The organism is Klebsiella pasteurii, assembly GCF_018139045.1.
In the GTDB taxonomy this organism is placed as follows: Bacteria; Pseudomonadota; Gammaproteobacteria; order Enterobacterales; family Enterobacteriaceae; genus Klebsiella; species Klebsiella grimontii.
Genome location: NZ_CP073236.1, coordinates 4,373,401 through 4,395,463, shown reverse-complemented (window position 1 = coordinate 4,395,463; position 22,063 = coordinate 4,373,401). Strand labels below are relative to the sequence as shown.

25 protein-coding genes are annotated in these 22,063 nt (G+C 57.1%); 21 read left to right on the top strand and 4 right to left on the bottom strand.

The window, feature by feature from the left end:
- Positions 1-478 precede the first annotated feature (478 nt).
- The 13 genes from KCG39_RS20645 to cbrB all read left to right on the top strand — a co-directional run bounded on the left by KCG39_RS20645 (position 479) and on the right by cbrB (position 9,800).
- Positions 479-814 carry a zinc ribbon domain-containing protein YjdM gene (locus KCG39_RS20645; RefSeq protein ID WP_004127949.1) on the top strand — a complete coding sequence of 112 codons (336 nt, stop codon included), beginning with the start codon at positions 479-481 and terminating at the stop codon, positions 812-814.
- Positions 815-986: 172 nt separating this feature from the next.
- Positions 987-1,430 carry a VOC family metalloprotein YjdN gene (gene yjdN, locus KCG39_RS20640; RefSeq protein ID WP_123828559.1) on the top strand — a complete coding sequence of 148 codons (444 nt, stop codon included), beginning with the start codon at positions 987-989 and terminating at the stop codon, positions 1,428-1,430.
- 204 nt (positions 1,431-1,634) lie between these two features.
- Positions 1,635-2,360 (top strand): phosphonate metabolism transcriptional regulator PhnF, encoded by a 726-nt coding sequence (gene phnF, locus KCG39_RS20635; RefSeq protein ID WP_049114407.1) that lies wholly within the window; start codon positions 1,635-1,637, stop codon positions 2,358-2,360.
- Positions 2,361-2,813, top strand: a complete 453-nt coding sequence (gene phnG / locus KCG39_RS20630) for a phosphonate C-P lyase system protein PhnG (RefSeq protein ID WP_004097867.1) — start codon at positions 2,361-2,363, stop codon at positions 2,811-2,813.
- Positions 2,810-3,394, top strand: a complete 585-nt coding sequence (gene phnH / locus KCG39_RS20625; RefSeq protein ID WP_004127938.1) for a phosphonate C-P lyase system protein PhnH — start codon at positions 2,810-2,812, stop codon at positions 3,392-3,394. Before phnG ends, phnH begins: the two co-directional genes overlap by 4 nt.
- Positions 3,394-4,458: a carbon-phosphorus lyase complex subunit gene (locus tag KCG39_RS20620; RefSeq protein ID WP_004127936.1), complete on the top strand. Its 1,065-nt coding sequence runs from the start codon at positions 3,394-3,396 to the stop codon at positions 4,456-4,458. The genes phnH and KCG39_RS20620 overlap by 1 nt, the downstream gene beginning before the upstream one ends.
- Entirely contained in the window at positions 4,451-5,299 is an 849-nt protein-coding gene (locus KCG39_RS20615) for an alpha-D-ribose 1-methylphosphonate 5-phosphate C-P-lyase PhnJ (RefSeq protein WP_004127934.1), read from the top strand. The genes KCG39_RS20620 and KCG39_RS20615 overlap by 8 nt, the downstream gene beginning before the upstream one ends.
- Positions 5,296-6,054: a phosphonate C-P lyase system protein PhnK gene (gene phnK, locus KCG39_RS20610; protein WP_211811451.1), complete on the top strand. Its 759-nt coding sequence runs from the start codon at positions 5,296-5,298 to the stop codon at positions 6,052-6,054. The genes KCG39_RS20615 and phnK overlap by 4 nt, the downstream gene beginning before the upstream one ends.
- Positions 6,055-6,160: 106 nt before the next feature.
- Positions 6,161-6,847, top strand: coding sequence for a phosphonate C-P lyase system protein PhnL (gene phnL, locus KCG39_RS20605; RefSeq protein ID WP_049114409.1), 687 nt, complete (start codon positions 6,161-6,163; stop codon positions 6,845-6,847).
- Entirely contained in the window at positions 6,844-7,980 is a 1,137-nt protein-coding gene (phnM, locus tag KCG39_RS20600) for an alpha-D-ribose 1-methylphosphonate 5-triphosphate diphosphatase (RefSeq protein ID WP_049114411.1), read from the top strand. The genes phnL and phnM overlap by 4 nt, the downstream gene beginning before the upstream one ends.
- Positions 7,980-8,543 (top strand): ribose 1,5-bisphosphokinase, encoded by a 564-nt coding sequence (gene phnN, locus KCG39_RS20595; protein ID WP_004127921.1) that lies wholly within the window; start codon positions 7,980-7,982, stop codon positions 8,541-8,543. Before phnM ends, phnN begins: the two co-directional genes overlap by 1 nt.
- Positions 8,544-8,557: 14 nt before the next feature.
- Positions 8,558-9,316, top strand: coding sequence for a phosphonate metabolism protein PhnP (gene phnP / locus KCG39_RS20590; protein WP_004127918.1), 759 nt, complete (start codon positions 8,558-8,560; stop codon positions 9,314-9,316).
- Between the two features lie 70 nt (positions 9,317-9,386).
- On the top strand, positions 9,387-9,800 hold the full coding sequence (gene cbrB, locus KCG39_RS28160; RefSeq protein ID WP_004127914.1) for an inner membrane protein CbrB: 414 nt from the start codon (positions 9,387-9,389) through the stop codon (positions 9,798-9,800).
- Here the strand turns inward: cbrB and yjdP are convergent.
- On the bottom strand, positions 9,794-10,126 hold the full coding sequence (gene yjdP / locus KCG39_RS20580; RefSeq protein ID WP_004127911.1) for a DDRRRQL repeat protein YjdP: 333 nt from the start codon (positions 10,124-10,126) through the stop codon (positions 9,794-9,796). The two genes, cbrB and yjdP, sit on opposite strands and share 7 nt — an antisense overlap.
- A 69-nt stretch (positions 10,127-10,195) precedes the next feature.
- A complete protein-coding gene (gene rpiB, locus KCG39_RS20575) occupies positions 10,196-10,645 on the bottom strand; it encodes a bifunctional allose-6-phosphate isomerase/ribose-5-phosphate isomerase RpiB (RefSeq protein ID WP_004127907.1) in 450 nt (149 codons plus the stop codon).
- Positions 10,646-11,009: 364 nt separating this feature from the next.
- Between rpiB and KCG39_RS20570 the strand changes: the two genes are divergently transcribed.
- The 6 genes from KCG39_RS20570 (at position 11,010) to alsK (ending at position 17,048) form a co-directional block, all read left to right on the top strand.
- Positions 11,010-11,897, top strand: coding sequence for a MurR/RpiR family transcriptional regulator (locus tag KCG39_RS20570; protein ID WP_004127904.1), 888 nt, complete (start codon positions 11,010-11,012; stop codon positions 11,895-11,897).
- A gap of 60 nt (positions 11,898-11,957) precedes the next feature.
- On the top strand, positions 11,958-12,893 hold the full coding sequence (alsB, locus tag KCG39_RS20565) for a D-allose transporter substrate-binding protein (RefSeq protein ID WP_004127900.1): 936 nt from the start codon (positions 11,958-11,960) through the stop codon (positions 12,891-12,893).
- 62 nt (positions 12,894-12,955) lie between these two features.
- Complete coding sequence (gene alsA / locus KCG39_RS20560) at positions 12,956-14,488, top strand: D-allose ABC transporter ATP-binding protein AlsA (protein ID WP_004127889.1); 1,533 nt, start codon at positions 12,956-12,958, stop codon at positions 14,486-14,488.
- Entirely contained in the window at positions 14,467-15,447 is a 981-nt protein-coding gene (alsC, locus tag KCG39_RS20555; RefSeq protein WP_004127887.1) for a D-allose ABC transporter permease, read from the top strand. Before alsA ends, alsC begins: the two co-directional genes overlap by 22 nt.
- 10 nt (positions 15,448-15,457) lie before the next feature.
- The gene (gene alsE, locus KCG39_RS20550; RefSeq protein ID WP_004127884.1) at positions 15,458-16,153 is read left to right on the top strand and encodes a D-allulose 6-phosphate 3-epimerase; all 696 of its coding nucleotides are present in this window, start codon (positions 15,458-15,460) and stop codon (positions 16,151-16,153) included.
- Positions 16,137-17,048: an allose kinase gene (alsK, locus tag KCG39_RS20545; protein WP_004127881.1), complete on the top strand. Its 912-nt coding sequence runs from the start codon at positions 16,137-16,139 to the stop codon at positions 17,046-17,048. The genes alsE and alsK overlap by 17 nt, the downstream gene beginning before the upstream one ends.
- Here alsK and KCG39_RS20540 read toward each other — a convergent pair.
- Positions 17,045-17,212 carry a hypothetical protein gene (locus tag KCG39_RS20540; protein ID WP_157262004.1) on the bottom strand — a complete coding sequence of 56 codons (168 nt, stop codon included), beginning with the start codon at positions 17,210-17,212 and terminating at the stop codon, positions 17,045-17,047. The genes alsK and KCG39_RS20540 overlap by 4 nt on opposite strands.
- A 93-nt stretch (positions 17,213-17,305) precedes the next feature.
- On the opposite strand from KCG39_RS20540, the gene fdhF reads away from it, so the two are divergent.
- A complete protein-coding gene (gene fdhF / locus KCG39_RS20535; RefSeq protein ID WP_077598887.1) occupies positions 17,306-19,453 on the top strand; it encodes a formate dehydrogenase subunit alpha in 2,148 nt (715 codons plus the stop codon).
- Positions 19,454-19,657: 204 nt separating this feature from the next.
- Entirely contained in the window at positions 19,658-20,341 is a 684-nt protein-coding gene (locus KCG39_RS20530) for a tetratricopeptide repeat protein (RefSeq protein ID WP_004127875.1), read from the top strand.
- Between the two features lie 36 nt (positions 20,342-20,377).
- Here the strand turns inward: KCG39_RS20530 and gltP are convergent, their stop codons facing one another.
- Positions 20,378-21,691 carry a glutamate/aspartate:proton symporter GltP gene (gltP, locus tag KCG39_RS20525; RefSeq protein WP_004109428.1) on the bottom strand — a complete coding sequence of 438 codons (1,314 nt, stop codon included), beginning with the start codon at positions 21,689-21,691 and terminating at the stop codon, positions 20,378-20,380.
- Between the last annotated feature and the right edge of the window lie 372 nt (positions 21,692-22,063).

Genomic DNA, 22,063 nt, shown 5'->3' with positions numbered 1-22,063 from the left:
CGTCATGCGTTGGGAGCGGCGAATTGCTGTGCTCCACATTTCAAGCGTAGCAGGTTTGCCTGCACTGTCTGCTGACAGTCCGTACAACCGAACCTGTTGACGCCTGCTCTGGCCATAATCAAATAAGCGGTGCCGCTAATAAGTGTAGTGAATTTGCGTTCTCGCTTTTTTACCCTAACAGCGTTTAAATTTGGGATCAACTTCACAAAAATTTACCTACCCTTAAACAGAGTCGTCCCAAACCAATAAGTTCAATGAATATTGGAACTTAGCGATATATTTCCGGAAATAACTGGCGGTTTTTAAGGAATTAATCCCGCCAATCCTCACAATATAAATTCTCTTACTCCGCTGCGAAGCCGCATAAAAAAGGCCCGACAAAAGTGCGGGATTGCGCTATAATCAGCATCACTTTCGGCTATCAGCCGCCATTTAAAGGACCAACGTCCTGTTTTACCCAGTAATCGCGAGGAACGTCATGCAACTGCCACACTGCCCAAAATGCCATTCTGAATACACTTATGAAGACAACGGCATGTTTGTTTGCCCGGAATGCGCCCACGAATGGAACAATGCCGAGCCTGCGGACGATAACGACGCGCTGATTGTCAAAGACGCCAACGGCAATTTACTGGCCGACGGCGATAGCGTCACCGTGGTAAAAGATCTGAAGGTTAAAGGCAGCTCTTCGATGCTAAAAATTGGTACTAAAGTTAAAAATATCCGCCTGGTAGAAGGCGATCATAATATTGACTGTAAAATTGATGGTTTTGGACCGATGAAGCTAAAATCCGAATTTGTTAAAAAGAACTGATTTTATTCCCCCGGCGCCCATCGTCGGGGGGAAAAGATTTTTCCGCGCCCTGATCAGCCTTCCCTCATTCGCACTCGCCTTACCCGAGCCTGGCATCCGTCGCTGCCGCCTGGCTTAATTCTGCAATCCCCTTCTACGCTTAATGGAATATTCGTTACCTGAGGTAATGGTTATGCCCTTAAGTCCCTATATCGCTTTTAGCGGCAACTGCGCTGCCGCCATCGCCTTCTACCAGCAGGCGCTGGGCGCTGAGCTGATCCACAAAATCACCTGGGGTGAAATGCCGCAGAATACCCAGGACGCCGAAGATGGCTGCCCTTCTGGCCAACATCTGGCTGCTGACGGTATCGCACACGCCAGCCTGCGCATCGCGTACAGCATCCTGATGCTCAGCGACAGCCCCTCCAGCAAAATGGAGCGCTACGCCGGATTTACCATCGTGCTCGACCCAAAAGACGTGATCGAGGGTAAACGCTGGTTTGACGGCCTCGCCGACGGCGGCCAGATAGAGATGGCCTGGCAGGAAACGTTCTGGGCGCACGGCTTCGGTAAAGTCATCGACCGCTTTGGCGTCCCGTGGATGGTCAACGTGGTGAAAGAGCCTCAAGAGCCTTAACGCTTACCTTCCTCCCCTCACCCTCCGGTAGAGAGCCAGGGTGAGGGCATCCGTGCGTTCATTCCCCCTCTCCCTGTCATCCCATCGGCATTAACTCTTCATCCCCCGGTCATCATGAGTTAACCGAAATGTAACAAAAAACCGTCAGGATCGGCCCACGCTCAGAGGGAAACTCCTTCATGTCTATAGTGAGGTTCGATTGACATGTACTTATCCAGACATCCGACCAGTTACCCGACACGATATCAGGAAATTGCCGCCAAACTTGAGCAAGAGCTTCGCCATCACTACCGCTGCGGCGACTATCTTCCCGCCGAGCAGCAGCTGGCAACCCGCTTTGAAGTTAACCGCCATACCCTGCGCCGGGCCATCGATCAGCTCGTCGAACGCGGCTGGGTCCAGCGCCGCCAGGGCGTCGGCGTGCTGGTTCTGATGCGTCCGATAGATTATCCACTCAATGCTCAGGCCCGCTTTAGCCAGAATCTTCTCGAACAGGGTAGCCATCCGACCAGCGAGAAGTTGCTGTCGGTGTTACGCCCGGCCAGTAGCCACGTTGCTGAGGCGTTTGCCATTAATGAAGGCGATAACGTCATCCACCTGCGCACCCTGCGCCGCGTTAACGGCGTCGCGCTGTGCCTGATAGACCACTACTTTACCGACCTGCGACTGTGGCCGGTTCTGCAAACCTTTACCCACGGCTCTCTCCATGACCTGCTGCGCGACCGGCTTGATATCGAACTGACCCGCGTACGCACCAAAATCAGCGCCCGCCGCGCGCAGGCCAAAGAGAGCAACATTCTCGGCATTCCCAACATGGCGCCGCTGCTGTGCGTGCGCACCCTGAATCATCGCCAGGACGAGCAGAACGCGACGGAGTACTCCGTCAGCCTGACCCGCGCCGACATGATTGAATTCACCATGGAGCACTGAATGCACTTTGATACCGCTACCCGCCAGCGCTGGATGTCCGTGCTGGCCCACAGTGAACCACAAGAACTGGCGGCACGGATGCAGACCCTGCAGCTCGCGCCGCAGTATGAGCTGATTCGCGCCCCGGAAACCGGACTGGTTCAGCTGCAGGCGCGTATGGGCGGCATCGGCGACCGATTCTTTGCCGGAGACGCCACCTTAACCCGCGCCGCCATTCGCCTGGCCGACGGAACGCTCGGCTATAGCTGGATTTTGGGCCGCGACCGCCCGCACGCTGAACGCTGCGCGGCTATCGATGCCCTGATGCAGTCGCCACACCATTTTCACACCCTGATGGAAACCCTGATAACCCCGCTGGAAGAACAACGTAGCGCGCGCATTGAAGCCCGACGCGCCGAAGTCAACGCCAGCCGGGTCGACTTCTTTACTCTGGTTCGCGGAGATAACGCATGACACTACAACCCGCCTTTACCCTGGCTGTGCAAGATGCCCAGCACAGTTTCCGCCGCCTGCTGAAGGCGATGAGCGAGCCGGGAGTGATTGTCTCCCTGCAACAGCTTCAGCACGGCTGGCAGCCGCTGAACGTCGCCTCTACCAGCCTGTTGCTGACGCTGGTGGATCACGAGACGCCGGTCTGGCTGGCTCCGGGGCTGCATAACGATCTCGTCGGCCAGAATCTGCGCTTTCATACCGGCGCGCCGCTGGTTGAGCAGCCGCAGCAGGCGATCTTCGCCGTCGCCAGTGACACCATCAGCGCCGAGCAGTTGAACGTGCTTTCCGCCGGAACCGTCGTCGCCCCTGAAACCGGCGTCACGCTGGTGGTCCAGCTTGCTAGCCTGAGCGGCGGCCGGATGCTGCGGCTGACCGGCGCGGGGATCGCCGAAGAGCGGATGATCGCCCCGCAGCTGCCGGAATGCATTATTGAAGAATTGACCGAGCGCCCGCATCCGTTCCCGCTGGGCATCGATCTGATCCTCACCTGCGGTGAACGCCTGCTGGCTATCCCGCGCACTACCCATGTCGAGGTCTGCTAATGTACGTAGCCGTCAAAGGCGGCGAGAAGGCGATCGTCGCCGCTCACGCCCTACAGGAACAGAAACGCCGAGGCGATGGACGGCTTCCTGAAATCAGCGTTGACCAGATTAGCCAGCAGCTTAATCTGGCGGTGGACCGGGTAATGACCGAAGGCGGTATCGCCGACCGGGAACTGGCGGCGCTGGCGCTTAAGCAGGCCAGCGGTGATAGCGTTGAAGCGATTTTTCTGCTGCGCGCTTACCGTACCACGCTGCAAAGGCTGGCGGTCAGCGAGCCCGTCGACACCGCCGGTATGCGCCTTGAGCGCCGTATTTCGGCGGTCTATAAAGATATTCCCGGCGGCCAGCTGCTCGGCCCAACCTACGATTACAGCCACCGCCTGCTCGATTTTACCCTGCTGGCCAACGGCGAAACCCCGCCGCTGGCGACCGATAGCGCGCCGCAGGAAGCCGCGCCGCACGTTTTTAATCTGCTGGTTCAGCAAGAACTGGCGAAAGCCGAACGAGATACCGACGCGCAGCCCGACGATATCACCCGCCATCCGCCGGTCTATCCCTGCTCGCGCTCTTCGCGCCTGCAGCAGCTGGCGCGCGGCGACGAGGGTTACCTGCTGGCGCTGGCCTACTCCACCCAGCGCGGCTACGGGCGCAACCACCCGTTTGCCGGTGAAATTCGCAGCGGCTACGTCGCGGTGGAGATCGCTCCCGAAGAGCTGGGATTCACCGTCAATATCGGTGAACTGCTGATGACCGAATGCGAAATGGTTAACGGCTTTGTCGCCCCTGAGGATGAACCGCCGCACTTTACCCGCGGCTACGGCCTGACGTTCGGCATGAGCGAGCGTAAAGCGATGGCGATGGCGCTGGTGGACCGTGCGCTCCAGGCGCCGGAGTACGGCGAAGAGCTAGCGGGCCCCGCTCAGGACGAAGAGTTTGTGCTGGCCCATGCCGATAACGTCGAGGCGGCCGGTTTCGTTTCACACCTTAAACTTCCCCACTATGTCGATTTCCAGGCCGAACTGGCGCTGCTTAAACGCCTGCAACGGGAGAATCAACGTGGCTAACGCATTGACCGGCTACAACTTTGCTTATCTTGACGAGCAAACCAAACGCATGATCCGCCGCGCCATCCTGAAAGCGGTGGCCATCCCTGGCTACCAGGTGCCCTTCGGCGGTCGCGAGATGCCGATGCCTTACGGCTGGGGCACCGGCGGTATCCAGCTTACCGCCAGCGTCATCGGCGAAAATGACGTGCTGAAGGTGATTGACCAGGGCGCCGACGACACCACCAACGCGGTGTCGATTCGCCAGTTTTTCCAACGCGTCACCGGCGTCGCGACCACCGAACGCACCGAAGACGCGACGCTGATCCAGACCCGCCACCGGATCCCGGAAACGCCGCTGACCGAAGATCAGATCCTGATCTTCCAGGTGCCGATCCCAGAGCCGCTGCGCTTTATTGAACCGCGAGAAACCGAAACCCGCACCATGCACGCGCTGGAGGAGTACGGCGTGATGCAGGTGAAGCTGTACGAAGATATCGCCCGCTTCGGCCATATCGCCACCACCTACGCCTATCCGGTGAAGGTCAACGGCCGCTACGTGATGGACCCGTCGCCGATTCCGAAATTCGATAACCCGAAGATGCATATGATGCCCGCACTTCAGCTGTTCGGCGCCGGACGCGAAAAACGCATCTACGCGGTACCGCCGTATACCCCGGTTGAGAGCCTCGATTTCGACGATCATCCGTTTACCGTTCAGGAATGGGATGAACCCTGCGCCATCTGCGGATCTCGCCATAGCTATCTTGATGAAGTGGTGCTCGACGACAGCGGCAAAAGGATGTTTGTTTGTTCAGATACCGATTATTGCCGCCAGCAGAGCGAGGAGCAGGAAAAATGAGTCATCCGTTACTGGCGGTCAATAATCTGACCCACCTCTACGCGCCAGGCAAAGGCTTCAGCGACGTGTCGTTTGAGCTGTGGCCGGGAGAAGTGCTGGGTATCGTCGGCGAGTCCGGCTCCGGGAAAACCACCCTGCTACAGGCGCTTTCCGCCCGCCTGACGCCGCAACAGGGCGACGTGCGCTATCAGAACCGTTCGCTGTACGCGATGAGCGAAGCGGATCGCCGCCGCCTGCTGCGCACCGAATGGGGCGTGGTACATCAGCATCCGATGGACGGCCTGCGCCGTCAGGTGTCGGCTGGGGGGAATATCGGCGAGCGCCTGATGGCCACCGGGGCCCGCCACTACGGCAATATTCGCGCGACCGCCGAAAGGTGGTTGCAGGAGGTGGAGATCCCGCCTTCGCGCATTGACGACCTGCCCACCACCTTTTCCGGCGGTATGCAGCAGCGTCTACAAATCGCCCGCAATCTGGTGACCCAGCCGAAGCTGGTGTTTATGGATGAACCCACCGGCGGGCTGGACGTGTCGGTGCAGGCGCGCCTGCTCGATCTGCTGCGCGGCCTGGTGGTGGAGCTGAACCTGGCGGTGGTGATTGTGACCCACGACCTCGGCGTTGCCCGCCTGCTGGCTAACCGTCTGCTGGTGATGAAGCAGGGTCAGGTAGTGGAAAGCGGCTTAACCGACCGGGTGCTCGACGATCCCCATCACCCCTACACCCAGCTGCTGGTGTCGTCGGTATTGCAGGACTGAGCGTATGTCCACTCCCTGGTGGCGCTTCGTGAATTAATGCATCAGGTAGCCCGGATAAGGCGTTTACGCCGCGATCCGGGGAAATTCAGGCACGATGAGGCTAAAAATGAACGCCATCCGCGTTGAAAATATTCATAAAACCTTTGTTCTGCACCAGCAGCACGGCGCGCGTCTGCCGGTCCTCGCCGACGCCTCGCTGACCGTGAATGCCGGCGAATGCGTGGTGCTGCACGGCCACTCCGGCAGCGGCAAATCGACCCTGCTGCGCTCGCTGTACGCCAACTATCTCCCCGATAGCGGCCACATTCATATTCGCCACGGCGACGAATGGGTCGACCTGGTTACCGCAACGCCGCGCAAAGTGCTGGAAGTGCGCAAAACCACTATCGGCTGGGTTAGTCAGTTTCTACGGGTGATCCCGCGTATCTCCGCCCTCGACGTGGTGATGCAACCGCTGCTCGAACTGGGCGCCCCGCGCGAAGAGAGTGCCGCGAAAGCCGCCCGCCTGCTGACGCGCCTGAACGTCCCCGAACGCCTGTGGCACCTCGCCCCCTCAACCTTTTCCGGCGGTGAACAGCAGCGGGTTAACATCGCCCGCGGCTTCGCGGTCGACTACCCGATTTTGCTTCTCGACGAACCCACCGCCTCGCTGGACGCTAATAACAGCGCCGCGGTGGTGGCGTTGATTCTCGAAGCTAAAGCCCGCGGCGCGGCGATCGTCGGTATTTTCCACGACGAGGCCACACGCAACCAGGTCGCCGACCGTCTGCACCCGATGGGGATTTCAGCATGATTATTAATAACGTAAAGCTGGTCCTCGAAGACGAGGTGGTTAACGGTTCGCTGGAAGTCCAGGACGGCAGAATTTCGGCCTTTGCCGAAAGCCAGAGCCGACTGGCGGAGGCCATCGATGGAGAGGGCGGCTGGCTTCTGCCGGGGCTTATCGAGCTGCATACCGACAACCTGGACAAGTTTTTCACCCCGCGACCGAAAGTGAACTGGCCCGCCCACTCGGCGATGAGCAGCCACGACGCGCTGATGGTCGCCAGCGGCATCACCACCGTGCTGGATGCCGTGGCTATTGGCGATGTGCGCGACGGCGGCGATCGCCTGGAAAATCTCGAAAAAATGATCAACGCCGTGGAAGAGACGCAGAAGCGCGGCCTCAACCGCGCTGAGCATCGGCTGCATCTTCGCTGCGAACTGCCGCATCACACCACCCTGCCGCTGTTTGAGAAGCTGGTTGGCCGCGAGCCGGTGAGCATGGTCTCCCTGATGGATCACTCCCCTGGCCAGCGCCAGTATGCCGACCGCAGCAAATACCGCGACTATTATCAGGGCAAATATCACCTGACCAACGAAGAGATGGACAAATTCGAAGAGGAACAGATGGCGCTGGCGGCGGCCTGGTCTCAGCCTAACCGGCAGCGCATCGCCGCCATCTGTCGCGAGCGAAATATCGCGCTGGCCAGCCACGATGACGCCACCTGCGAACATGTGCTCGAATCGCGCCAGCTTGGCAGCGTCATCGCCGAATTTCCCACCACGATCGCCGCAGCTCAGGCGTCGCGCCAGCACGGGATGAACGTTCTGATGGGCGCGCCGAATATCGTACGCGGCGGTTCGCACTCGGGGAACGTCGCCGCCCACCATCTGGCGGCCAGCGGCCTGCTGGACATTCTCTCCTCCGACTATTATCCCGCCAGCCTGCTGGATGCCGCTTTTCGCATCGCCGACGACGAGGGCAACGCCTTTACCCTCGCGCAGGCCATTCGTCTGGTGAGCAAAAACCCGGCCCAGGCGCTGGGGCTGCACGACCGCGGGGAGATTGCCGAAGGTAAGCGGGCGGACCTGGTGCTGGCGCGCCGTCACGGCGAGCATATCCATATTGACCACGTCTGGCGGCAAGGCAAGAGGGTCTTCTGATGACAGGGAAACTGATTTGGCTGGTCGGTCCGTCCGGCTCCGGCAAAGACAGCCTGCTGGCGGCGCTGCGCCAGCGAGAACATCCCCAGCTGCTGGTGGCGCACCGCTACATTACCCGCCCGCACAACGCGGGCTGTGAAAACCATATCGCCCTCAGCGAGCATGAGTTTTTTACCCGCGCCGAGCAGCATCTGTTTGCCCTTAGCTGGCACGCTAACAATAATTACTATGGCATCGGTATCGAGATTGACCTGTGGCTGCACGCCGGGTTTAACGTGGTCGCTAACGGCTCCCGCGCCCACCTGGCGCAGGCGCAGACGCGCTATGCCGACGCCCTACTGCCCATCTGTTTGCAGGTCTCGCCGGAGGTGCTGCGACAGCGCCTGGAGCAGCGCGGAAGGGAGAACGAGACGGAAATCGCCCAGCGGCTGGAGCGCGCGGCGCGCTATACGCCGAGCGCATGTTTGACCCTGAATAACGATGGCCGCCTGAGCCAGTCGGTGGATGCGCTGGTCTCGCTGATTCGCGTTCACGGCAACCGACACGAGCAGCAAATTGCCTGAGACGAGGAAAAAATATGAGCCTGACGATCCGCTTGACCGGCACCGGCGGCGCGCAGCTGGTGCCGGTTTTCGGCTGCGCCTGCCGCGCCTGCCGCCGCGCCCGCGCCGACGACGCGCATCGCCGTCGCCCCTGTAGCGCGGCGGTGAAGTTCAACAACGCGGTGACGCTGCTCGATGCCGGGCTGCCGGATCTGCTGGAGCGGTGGCCCGCCGGCAGCTTTCAGCAGTTTCTGCTCACCCATTATCATATGGATCACGTGCAGGGCCTGTTCCCCCTGCGCTGGGGCGTAGGCGAAGCGATTGCGGTTTACGGCCCGCCCGATGAACAGGGCTGCGATGATCTGTTCAGGCATCCGGGCCTGCTTGATTTCAGCCATACCGTTGAGCCGTTCGTGATGTTTGAACTTCAGGGATTGCGCGTTACGCCGCTGCCGCTGAATCACTCAAAGCTCACTTTCGGCTACCTGCTGGAATCGGCCCATAGCCGGGTCGCCTGGCTGTCCGACACCGCCGCCCTGCCGGAAAAAACCCTCAAGTTCCTGCTTAACAACCGACCGCAGCTTATCATCATCGACTGCAGCCACGAGCCGCGCCCGCAGCCCCCACGCAATCACTGCGATCTCAACACCGTGCGAGCTATTAACGAGGTCATCGGCTGCCCGCGGGTGATACTTACCCATATCAGCCACCAGTTCGATGCATGGATGATGGAAAATTCTCTGCCTGCGGGATTTGAAGCGGGATTTGACGGCATGGAGATTGTGCTGGATTAACCAAACTTCATCGTCTCTTCACTTAACCTCACTATCTTCCCTGCGGACTTAACTATCTGAAGGGAATCCTGTGACCACAACACGACGAGTTCTACATCATGCCGGCTGGTTTGCCGGCTTTGGGCCGTTTATACCGCTGCCGATACTTCTTTTTTTCCCTAAGGGAAGCTCGTTTTTCAGCATCTTCAGGCATCTTCCGGAGATCGTATCTCTTACCTGGATTGTCGGCTTTCTGCCCGCATTGTTAACCGGTATTTTTATGGCCGTTCTGTCTGGTAACGTTTATCGCCACTGGTTTTGGCGTTTATTAACAGGGGGAATCGCGGCCGTTGTGATAACGGCCATCTGCTGCGGCACAATCGGCGCCTTTATGCCGATGTTTTTCTATTTAATCCCGCTGTTACTTCTCTCGGCGCTGCTGTCCGGCATGATTATGGGGCTGATAATTCCCCGACTTCCGCCGCGGGTCGCGCCGCATCAATAATCATCATCCAGCCTGCGCTGGTCGCTTTCCAACTGACGGCGGTCCCGGTCCAGCTGGCGCTGACGCTCATCAAGTTCGCGGCGACGATCTTCCAGCTGTCGCCGTTGATCGTCATACTGCCGCTGGCGATCGGCGTTTTGCTGACGGCTGCCCTGATAGCGCCCATCATCATAATCCTCATCATCGGAACGGTTGCCGTTGGGTTGATAAGCGTCATTAATGGCCTGCTGAATATTGCCGATCGCATCGTCAATAATATCAGCGTGCGCCAGCTGGCTGGCGAAGGAAAGAGCGCAGAAAAGCAAAGTAGTAGAGTAACGTTTCATAAAGCCAGTCTCATCAGGGGGCTGGCTCTACGTTAATCAAGGGCTATCGCGGCGAGTAGCGGAGGAATCTCAAATCCGCTGCTGTTCAATCGCGCCGATGGCGTCCACCCGCCCCTGATGGCGTCCGCCCTCGAATTCGGCGCTCAGCCAGGCATCAACGATCATTTTCGCCAGTTCAAGGCCGATCACCCTGGCGCCAAAGGCCAGAACGTTGGTGTCATTATGCTGGCGTGATAGCTGAGCCGAGTAGGGCTCGCTGCAAACCACCGCGCGAATCCCGGGGTACTTATTGGCGGCAATGGAGATGCCGACGCCGGTGCCGCAGATCAGAATCCCGCCGTCAACTTCGCCGGCGGCAACCGCCTGCGCGACGGCGCTGGCATAGCGCGGATAATCGGTGCGTTCCGTTGACCATGCGCCTTTATCCACCACCTCCATTCCGCGCTGACGCAGATGCAACACAATATCGTCTTTTAGGATAAACCCAACATGATCGCAGCCAATTGCAATCCTTTTCATACCTAGCCTCGCCTGTTAGTCACTTTACGAAAATGCTTTATGTTGTGATTTAAACGGCATTTATCGGCCAAATAAGCGTCAAAAACACCGCAGCCAGGGCCTGTTCTACACGCTGTAATTTCACAAATCAAGCGTCATCGTTCTTTCCCCTCAAATTACCACCCCATTAAAACCAACAGGGAAAACAACATAATTCATTGATAATTAAAAAATAATAAATAATTCAACAAAAAACCAACCACCCTTAAACTTCACAATGGACAATACTTTATAAAAATATAAAATTTGTGAAGTTGATAGTATCTTTTCTGTTTTGCCTGTGGTGATATAGTGACTTCTTCATTTTATGGACAATGAGAAAGCGATGAATCAGTCAGAATCCAGTTCGCTCCCCAACGGTATCGGCCTTGCCCCCTGGCTTCGCATGAAGCAGGAAGGGATGACCGAAAATGAAAGCCGCATCGTCGAATGGTTGCTTACCCCCGGCAATCTGAGCGATGCGCCGGCCATTAAGGACGTCGCAGAGGCGCTGTCGGTGTCAGAGGCCATGATCGTTAAGGTCTCTAAACTGCTCGGTTTTAGCGGTTTTCGTAATCTGCGCAGCGCGCTGGAAGCCTATTTTTCGCAGTCTGAGCAGGTCCTGCCGACTGAGCTCTCTTTTGATGAAGCGCCGCAGGATGTGGTGAATAAGGTGTTCAACATCACCCTGCGCACCATTATGGAAGGCCAGTCGATCGTGAACGTCGACGAAATTCATCGCGCGGCGCGCTTTTTCGCCCAGGCCAACCAGCGCGACCTGTACGGCGCGGGCGGTTCAAACGCCATCTGCGCGGACGTGCAGCATAAGTTTTTACGCATCGGCGTGCGCTGCCAGGCCTACCCGGACGCGCATATCATGATGATGTCCGCCTCGCTGCTGAAGGAAGGCGATGTGGTACTGGTGGTCTCGCACTCCGGGCGCACCAGCGATATCAAATCAGCGGTGGAGCTGGCGAAAAAGAATGGCGCAAAAATTATTTGTATCACCCATAGCTATCATTCACCGATTGCCAAATTAGCTGATTTTATTATTTGTTCGCCAGCACCAGAGACGCCTTTATTAGGCCGTAACGCCTCAGCGCGTATATTACAACTCACATTATTAGATGCGTTTTTTGTTTCCGTTGCCCAGCTGAATATTGAACAAGCGAATTTAAATATGCGAAAAACCGGCGCGATTGTTAATTTCTTTTCACCCGGCGCGCTTAAATAAAAAAACCGATCCCACGTTGGTGGGATCAATATAACTGTATCCTACACTGAGAATACTGCCATGAATAAATATCTGAAACTTTTCAGCGGCACGCTCATGGGCGTAATGTTATCCACCAGCGCCTTTGCCGCCGCCGATTATGCTGTGGTTTTAAAAACTTTATCCAATCCGTTTTGGGTGGATATGAAAAAAGGGATTGAAGACGAAGCCAAAACGCTGGGCGTGAGCGTCGATATTTTTGCTTCTCCTTCTGAAGGGGATTTTCAGTCGCAGCTGCAGCTGTTTGAAGACCTGAGCAACAAAAACTACAAAGGTATCGCCTTTGCGCCGCTCTCCTCGGTAAACCTGGTGATGCCGGTGGCCAAAGCCTGGAAAAAAGGCATCTATCTGGTCAACCTCGATGAAAAAATCGATATGGATAACCTGAAGAAAGCCGGCGGCAACGTTGAAGGTTTTGTCACCACCGATAACGTGGCTGTCGGGGCAAAAGGCGCGGAGTTTATTATCGACAAGCTGGGTGCGGAAGGCGGCGAAGTGGCGATTATCGAAGGTAAAGCCGGTAACGCCTCCGGTGAAGCTCGCCGCAATGGCGCCACCGAGGCCTTCAAAAAAGCGAGCCAGATCAAGCTAGTGGCCAGCCAGCCCGCCGACTGGGACCGTATTAAAGCGCTGGACGTCGCCACGAACGTGCTGCAGCGTAACCCGAACGTTAAAGCGATTTACTGCGCCAACGACACCATGGCGATGGGCGTCGCCCAGGCCGTCGCCAACGCCGGCAAAACCGGCAAGGTGCTGGTGGTCGGTACCGACGGTATTCCGGAAGCGCGCAAAATGGTCGAAGCCGGACAGATGACCGCCACTATCGCGCAGAACCCGGCAGATATTGGCGCGACGGGCCTGAAGCTGATGGTCGATGCCGAGAAGAGCGGCAAGGTGATCCCGCTGGATAAAGCCCCTCAGTTTACGCTGGTGGATTCCATTCTGGTGACGAAATAGGTCTGCCCCCCTCTTCCTTTGGGAGAGGGGCATTCATGCAGAGGTAATGAAGGAAATTTTCTATGCTCACGCCATATATTTCAATGGCGGGGATCGGCAAATCCTTTGGCCCGGTTCACGCATTAAAATCGGTTGATTTAACTATTTACCCGCACGAAATACATGCGTTATTAGGGGAAAATGGTGCCGGTAAATCAACGCTGATGAAAGTATTGTCGGGAATCCATGAACCGACCAAAGGCACCATTACCATTAATAACGTGAACTACGACAAGCTGGACCATAAATTAGCGGCCCAGCTCGGCATCGGCATTATTTATCAGGAGCTCAGCGTCATTGATGAATTAACGGTGCTGGAGAATTTATATATTGGCCGCCATCTGACGAAAAAAGTCTGTGGCGTCAACGTGATCGACTGGAAAGAAATGCGCGTGCGGGCGGCGATGATGCTGCTGCGCGTCGGGCTGAAGATCGACTTAGACGAAAAGGTGGCCAATCTCTCCATCAGCCACAAGCAGATGCTGGAAATCGCCAAAACGCTGATGCTCGACGCCAAAGTGCTGATCATGGATGAACCGACCTCCTCGCTGACCAATAAAGAGGTGGACTATCTGTTCCTGATCATGAACCAGCTGCGTAAAGAGGGCACCGCCATTGTCTATATCTCGCACAAGCTAGCGGAAATACGCCGCATCTGCGACCGCTATACGGTGATGAAAGACGGCAGCAGCGTCTGCAGCGGAATGGTCAGCGAAGTGAATAACGACGACATCGTACGCCTGATGGTCGGCCGCGAGCTGCAAAACCGCTTTAACGCCATGAAAGAGAGCACCGGCAATATCGTCCGCGAGACGGTATTCGAAGTGAAAAACGTCACCAGCCATGACAAGAAAAAGGTACGCGATATCTCGTTCAGCGTGAATCGCGGCGAAATTCTCGGCTTCGCCGGGCTGGTCGGCTCCGGGCGCACGGAGCTCATGGACTGCCTGTTTGGGGTTGATAAGCGTAGCGGCGGTGAAATTTATCTCAACGGCAAAGCGATCTCCCCCCGCTCGCCGCTGGACGCCTTAAAAAAAGGGATGGGCTACATCACCGAAAGCCGCCGGGAAAACGGCTTTTTCCCCAATTTTTCCATCGCTCAGAACATGGCGGTCAGCCAGAGCCTGAAGCGTGGCGGCTACAAAGGGGCCATGGGGCTGTTCCGCGAAGGCGACGAACGCAAAACGGCGGAAGAGCAGCGCAAACTGCTGGCGCTGAAGTGCCATTCGGTCGATCAGAACATCACCGAGCTTTCCGGCGGCAACCAGCAGAAGGTGCTGATTTCCAAATGGCTGTGCTGCAGCCCCGAAGTGATCATTTTTGACGAGCCGACGCGCGGTATCGACGTCGGTGCGAAAGCCGAAATTTATAAAGTGATGCGCCAGCTGGCCGATGACGGAAAAGTCATCCTGATGGTGTCATCCGAACTACCTGAAATTATCGCCGTCTGCGACCGCATTGCCGTGTTCTGCGAAGGGCGACTGACGCAAATCCTGACCAATCGCGACGACTTGAGCGAAGAGGAGATTATGGCATGGGCACTACCACAAGAGTGAAAGGCGATATGGACGAGAAAAAACCGTTTAACTTCGCGCTGTTCTGGGATAAATATGGCACCTTTTTTATCCTCGCCATTATTGTCGCCATCTTCGGCACCCTATCGTCAGAGTACTTCCTGACGACCAACAACATTACACAGATCTTCGTCCAAAGTTCGGTCACCGTCCTGATCGGCATGGGCGAATTCTTCGCGATCCTCGTCGCCGGGATCGATCTGTCGGTAGGGGCGATCCTCGCGCTCTCCGGGATGGTCACCGCTAAGTTAATGCTGGCGGGCGTCGATCCGTTCCTCGCGGCGCTGATTGGCGGCGTGCTGGTCGGCGGCGCGCTGGGCGCCATCAACGGCTGTCTGGTCAACTGGACCGGCCTGCACCCGTTCATTATTACCCTCGGCACCAACGCTATCTTTCGCGGTATCACCCTGGTGATTTCCGATGCCAACTCGGTATACGGCTTCTCGTTTGATTTCGTTAACTTCTTCGCCGCCACGCCGCTGGGTATACCGGTTCCGGTGATTTTCTCGCTGATTGTGGCGGTGATCCTCTGGTTCCTGACCACCCGCATGCGCGTGGGCCGCAACATCTACGCGCTGGGCGGCAACAAGAACTCCGCTTTCTACTCCGGTATCGACGTCAAATTCCACATGCTGCTGGTGTTCATTATTTCCGGCGTTTGCGCCGGGCTGGCGGGCGTGGTCTCCACCGCGCGTCTCGGCGCGGCGGAACCGCTGGCGGGGATGGGCTTTGAAACCTACGCCATCGCCAGCGCCATCATCGGCGGCACCAGCTTCTTCGGCGGTAAAGGACGCATCTTCTCGGTGGTCATCGGCGGCCTGATTATCGGCACCATCAATAACGGACTGAACATTCTGCAAGTACAAACCTACTACCAGCTGGTGGTAATGGGCGGGTTAATCATCGCGGCTGTCGCCCTCGACCGTCTTATCAGTAAGTAAGGAATTTATAATGAAAATTGCTCCCTCTTTAATGTGTATGGATCTGCTGAAATTCAAAGAACAGATCGAGTTTATCGACCAGCACGCAGACTATTTCCACATCGACATTATGGACGGTCATTTTGTACCGAACCTGACCCTGTCGCCGTTTTTCGTCGGCCAGGTGAAAAAGCTGGCCAGCAAGCCGCTGGACTGCCACCTGATGGTCACCCGCCCGCAGGACTACATTAGCCAACTGGCGCAGGCAGGGGCGGATTTTATCACCCTGCATCCGGAAACGATTAACGGCCAGGCCTTCCGCCTGATCGAAGAGATCCGCCGCCACGGCATGAAGGTCGGGCTGATCCTCAACCCGGAAACCCCGGTCGAAGCCATGAAGTACTACATTCATAAAGCCGACAAAATCACGGTGATGACCGTCGATCCGGGCTTCGCCGGGCAGCCGTTTATCCCGGAGATGCTGGAAAAAATCGCCGAACTGAAAGCCTGGCGCGAGCGCGAGGGGCTGAGCTACGAGATCGAAATCGACGGTTCCTGCAATAAAGCCACCTATCAAAAGCTGATGGCGGCGGGCGCGGACGTGTTTATCGTCGGCACCTCAGGCCTCTTTAACCATGCTGATAAGATTGAAGACGCGTGGCAGATCATGGCAGAGCAGATCCTGGCGGCGAAACACGAGGTACTGCCTCATGCAAAAACAGCGTAACGTCGTCGCGGGCGTGGATATGGGCGCGACCCATATCCGCCTTTGCCTGCAAACCGCGCAGGGCGAAGCGCTGCACTGCGAAAAGCGGCGCACCGCTGATGTAATTAGCGCCGACGGCCTGGTCAATGGCATTAAAAACCTGTTGCAGCAGCAGCTGACCCTGCACGACGCCCATTGCTGCGGGCTGGTGATGGGGTTCCCGGCGCTGGTGGCAAAAGACAAGCGGACGATTATCTCCACGCCTAATCTGCCTCTCGCCGCCGACGACCTCTATAATCTGGCCGACCGGCTGGAAGCGGCGCTATGCTGCCCGGTGGAGTTTTCCCGCGATGTGAATCTGCAGCTCTCTTTTGATGTGCAGGAGAATGGCCTGCAGGAGCAGGAGGTACTAGCGGCCTATCTCGGCACCGGCATGGGCTTCGCGGTCTGGCTCAACGGCGGGCCGTGGACCGGCGCGCACGGCGTGGCGGGCGAGCTGGGGCATATTCCGCAGGGCGATGACGCCCTCACCTGCGCCTGCGGCAACCCCGCCTGTCTGGAAACCGTTTGCTCCGGCATTGCGCTCAAGCGCTGGTATGAACAGCAACCTCGAGCGTACGAACTGGGCGAGCTGTTCGTCCACGCTGCGCGGGAGCCGTTTGTCCAGACGTTGCTAAACCACGCCGCTCGCGCCATCGCCACCAGCATCAACCTGTTCGATCCCGATGCGGTGATCCTCGGCGGCGGGGTGATGGATATGCCCGCCTTCCCGCGCGACACCTTAATCGCGATGGTCAAAACCTACGTTCGCCGTCCGCTGCCGTATCAGGCCGTTCGCTTTATCGCCGCCTCCTCTTCAGCGTTTAACGGCGCCCAGGGCGCGGCGGCGCTGGCGAGAAGCCGGTATTTAAACTAGCCCAGCAATACCTGTAAGCGCGCTGCCCCGCGATCTTCTCCGGGGGCGGTGCTGCGCGCCTGTCCGGGCTGCCCGACCCGCGTCACATCCTCTCGCGTCGACACGTCAAAACTGACGATAGGCTGTTTTTCGTCAGCATTTCGCCCAAAAAAACAACGTATCATCAGTCAATACCCACAATGAAAACATGGCATAGAAGATGCATAGTGACGGCGCGATAGCGCGTATGCGCCAATTGATTAACTGGAGCAAGACCGATGAAAAAAGTCGTCACGGTTTGCCCGTATTGCGCATCAGGTTGCAAAATCAACCTGGTGGTCGATAACGGCAAAATCGTTCGGGCGGAGGCGGCACAGGGGAAAACCAACCAGGGAACCCTGTGTCTGAAAGGCTATTATGGCTGGGACTTCATTAACGATACCCAGATCCTTACCCCGCGCCTGAAAACCCCGATGATCCGTCGCCAGCGCGGCGGCAAGCTGGAATCCGTCTCCTGGGATGAGGCGCTCGATTACGTCGCCACTCGCCTTAGCGCCATTAAAGAGAAGTATGGCCCGGACGCGATTCAGACTACCGGTTCGTCCCGCGGAACGGGTAACGAAACCAACTATGTGATGCAAAAATTCGCGCGCGCCGTTATTGGTACCAATAACGTCGACTGCTGCGCTCGCGTCTGACACGGCCCATCGGTTGCAGGTCTGCACCAATCGGTCGGTAACGGCGCTATGAGTAATGCCATCACCGAGATCGACAACACCGATCTCGTGTTTATCTTCGGGTATAACCCGGCAGATTCACACCCTATTGTGGCGAATCACGTGATTAACGCCAAACGCAATGGGGCGAAAATCATCGTCTGCGATCCGCGTAAAATCGAAACCGCGCGCATCGCCGATATGCACATTGCGCTGAAAAACGGCTCGAACATCGCGCTGCTCAACGCCATCGGGCATGTCATTATCGAAGAGGATCTTTACGATAAATCCTTCGTCGCCAGCCGTTCCGAGGGCTTCGAAGAGTATCGCAAAATCGTCGAAGGCTATACGCCGGAGTCGGTGGAAGCGATTACCGGCGTCAGCGCCCAGGAAATCCGCGCCTGCGCCCGGATGTACGCCAGCGCGAAATCCGCCGCTATCCTGTGGGGCATGGGCGTGACCCAGTTCTACCAGGGCGTGGAGACCGTACGTTCGTTGACCAGCCTGGCGATCCTCACCGGCAACCTCGGCAAGCCGAGCGTCGGCGTCAACCCGGTGCGCGGCCAGAACAACGTTCAGGGCGCCTGTGATATGGGCGCGCTGCCGGATACCTATCCAGGCTATCAGTACGTTAAGTTCCCGGAAAACCGCGAGAAGTTCGCCAAAGCCTGGGGCGTCGACAGCCTGCCGGCGCACACCGGCTACCGCATCAGCGAGCTGCCGCACCGCGCGGCGCATGGCGAAGTACGGGCTGCGTACATCATGGGGGAAGATCCGCTGCAGACCGATGCCGAGCTGTCCGCCGTACGTAAGGCTTTCGACGATCTGGAACTGGTTATCGTCCAGGATATTTTCATGACCAAAACCGCCTCAGCGGCCGACGTTATCCTGCCTTCCACTTCATGGGGCGAGCACGAAGGCGTTTATACCGCAGCGGACCGCGGCTTCCAGCGCTTCTTTAAAGCGGTAGAGCCGAAGTGGGACCTGAAAACCGACTGGCAGATCATCAGCGAAATCGCCACCCGGATGGGTTATAAGATGCACTACAACAACACCCAGGAAATCTGGGACGAGTTGCGTCATCTGTGCCCGGATTTCTATGGCGCCACCTACGAGAAAATGGGCGAGCTGGGCTACGTCATGTGGCCGTGCCGCGATGAGTCCGACGCTGACCAGGGGACCTCTTATCTGTTTAAAGAGAAGTTCGATACCCCGAACGGTCTGGCGCAGTTCTTCACCTGCGACTGGGTCGCGCCGATTGACAAGCTTACCGACGAGTATCCGATGGTGCTGTCGACGGTGCGTGAAGTCGGCCACTACTCGTGCCGTTCGATGACCGGCAACTGTGCGGCGCTGGCCGCGTTAGCAGATGAACCGGGCTATGCGCAGATCAATACCGCCGATGCCGAACGTCTGGGCATTGAGGATGAGGCGCTGGTGTGGGTGAATTCGCGTAAAGGCCGCATCATCACCCGCGCGCAGGTTAGCGACCGTCCGAACAAAGGGGCGGTCTATATGACCTACCAGTGGTGGATTGGCGCCTGTAACGAGCTGGTTTCCGAGAACCTGAGCCCGATAACCAAAACGCCGGAGTACAAGTACTGCGCCGTCAACGTTGAGCCGATTGCCGACCAACGGGCCGCCGAGCAGTACGTGATTGACGAGTACAACAAGCTGAAAACCCGCCTGCGCGAAAGCGCAATGGGCTAATCAGGCCGCCTCCCCGGAGGCGGTGCTTCACACCTGTCCGGGCTACATAATCCGTAGCCCGGGTAAGGCGTTTACGCCGCAACCCAGGAAACAGATCGCTCGATTATTCGGGTAAAGCATGAGTCTCCCCCACTCGTTCCCGTCGTTTTCTTCTCCTTCACCTGCCTTTATACTGCTCACTATGTCCTCTACCGATAATAAAAAATGAAATACCTCTCTTTACTGCTGGTGATAGCAAGCGTCGCCGCAGGTGCCATGGAACCCGGCAGCCAGTACAAAGCGCAGGCCGAAGCGGGCGACCCGCGCGCTCAGTATTACCTGGCGGATACCTACGTTAGCTTCGGCGATTTTCCGCAGGCCGAATACTGGGCGCAAAAAGCCGCGGACAACGGCGACGGCGATGCTCTGGCGCTGCTGGCCCAGCTCAAAATCCGCAACCCGCAGCAGGCCGACTATCTCCAGGCGAAAGCGCTGGCTGAAAAATCGGTGAAAACCGGCAGCAGGGCGGGAGAAATTGTCCTCGCCCGGGTGCTGGTGAATCAGCAGGCCGGTACGCCGAACTATTCGCACGCCATCTCCCTGTTACAGCATGCCGCACAGGATCCGGAGAGCGACTCCGCCGTCGACGCCCAGATGCTGCTGGGGCTCATCTACGCCAGCGGCGTTCATCCGCCGGAGGATGACGTAAAAGCGACGCAGTATTTCAAAGAGAGCTCCGCCCTCTCCCGCACCGGCTACGCCGAGTACTGGGCCGGGATGCTTTTCCAGCAGGGAGAAAAAGGCTTTATCGAACCAAACAAGCAAAAAGCGCTGCACTGGCTCAACGTGAGCTGTCAGGAGGGGTTTGATACCGGCTGTGAAGAGTTCGACAGGATCAGTAAAAGATAAGAAAAAGCCCGGAGCGATGTCACCGGGCTTTCTGTTTTATTGCGCCGTTTTATCAAATTTACCCAGCACTTCACGCTCGTACGCCAGCGCTTTTTTGCGGTCAAATTTGTGTTCCCACTTGGCGATAACCAGCACCGCCAGCGCGTTACCCACCACGTTCAGCGCGGTACGCGCCATATCGAGGATACGGTCAACGCCGGCGATAAAGGCCAGACCTTCCAGCGGAATACCCACGCTGCCCAGCGTCGCCAGCAGCACCACGAAGGAGACGCCCGGCACGCCGGCAATCCCTTTCGACGTCACCATCAGCGTCAGCACGAGGGTAATTTCCTGCCAGATGGAAAGGTCGATACCGTACAACTGGGCAATAAAGATCGCCGCAATGCTCTGATACAGCGTTGAGCCATCGAGGTTAAACGAGTAGCCGGTAGGCACCACGAAGCTGGTGATCGACGCCGGCGCGCCATAGGCTTCCATCTTCTCAATAATACGCGGCAGCACGCTCTCGGAGCTGGCGGTAGAGTAAGCCAGAATCAGCTCATCCTTCAGAATGCGAATCAGAGTCCAGATGCTCAGCCCGCAAACCCGCGCCACGATGCCTAATACCACCAGCGCGAAGAACAGGATCGCGAAGTAAACCAGAATCACCAGCTTCGCCAGCGGCCACAGCGAGGCGAAGCCGAAGGTCGCCACGGTCACCGAGATCAGCGCGAACACGCCAACCGGAGCATAACGCATCACCATATGCGTCACTTTGAACATGGTTTCAGAGATAGAGCGGAACACCGTAACCAGCGGTTCGCGGTGGGTAGCGGGCAGCGAGGAGAGGCCGAGACCAAACAGCACCGAGAAGAAGATAATCGGCAGCATGTCGCCTTTCGCCATCGAGGCCACGATATTGGTCGGCACCAGCGAGAGGATGGTGCCCATCAGGCCATGCGCGTGGCTCTGCACTTCCGCCGTGGTGTTTTGATACTTCGAAATATCCACCGCCGCCAGCTGCGACATATCGATTCCGCTCCCCGGCTGGAAGACGTTCGCCAGGGTAATCCCCAGCACGATAGCCACCGTGGTGATCACTTCAAAATAGATAATGGTTTTCGCGCCGATACGGCCCAACTGCTTCGCGTCGCCCACGCCCGCAATACCGACCACCAGGGTCGAAATAACGATCGGTACGACGATCATTTTAATCAGATGGATAAAGATATCGCCCGCCGGGGTCAGCAGATTCGAGATCAGCCAATCACGGCTTTCGGCGTGGTAATGCAGGTAACTGCCCAGAAGTATGCCCAGCACCAGCGCCAGCAAAATTTGCCAGGCCAGGCTGACTTTTGTTTTTTTCTTCACTACAGACTTCCTCGATGAAAGGCACCATTCCAGGAGGTAATGGCGCCCACTGAAAGGGGTATGAATTGTGTTGCGTTGCTTTATAGGGTTATTTAACGCGCAATATCAGTATCATTTGCACGGCATGCTGCGCAAGTCTTTAAGAACAGCGGTTTACTCTGATTTTATGCATAAACCCGCTGATATTCCCACCTTATATTGCATAAGTATTTGTTATAAAAAATATTTAATATATTCAATTTCTATTAATCCATTTCTGAAATTATTTCACATAAAAGTTTCATTTGATTGCTTTTCATTCAATTTATTTATTGCGTGATCTGCCCCCCAAATAGCAAACAAAGCCACCAAAGCCCCTACTATTAACGTTTA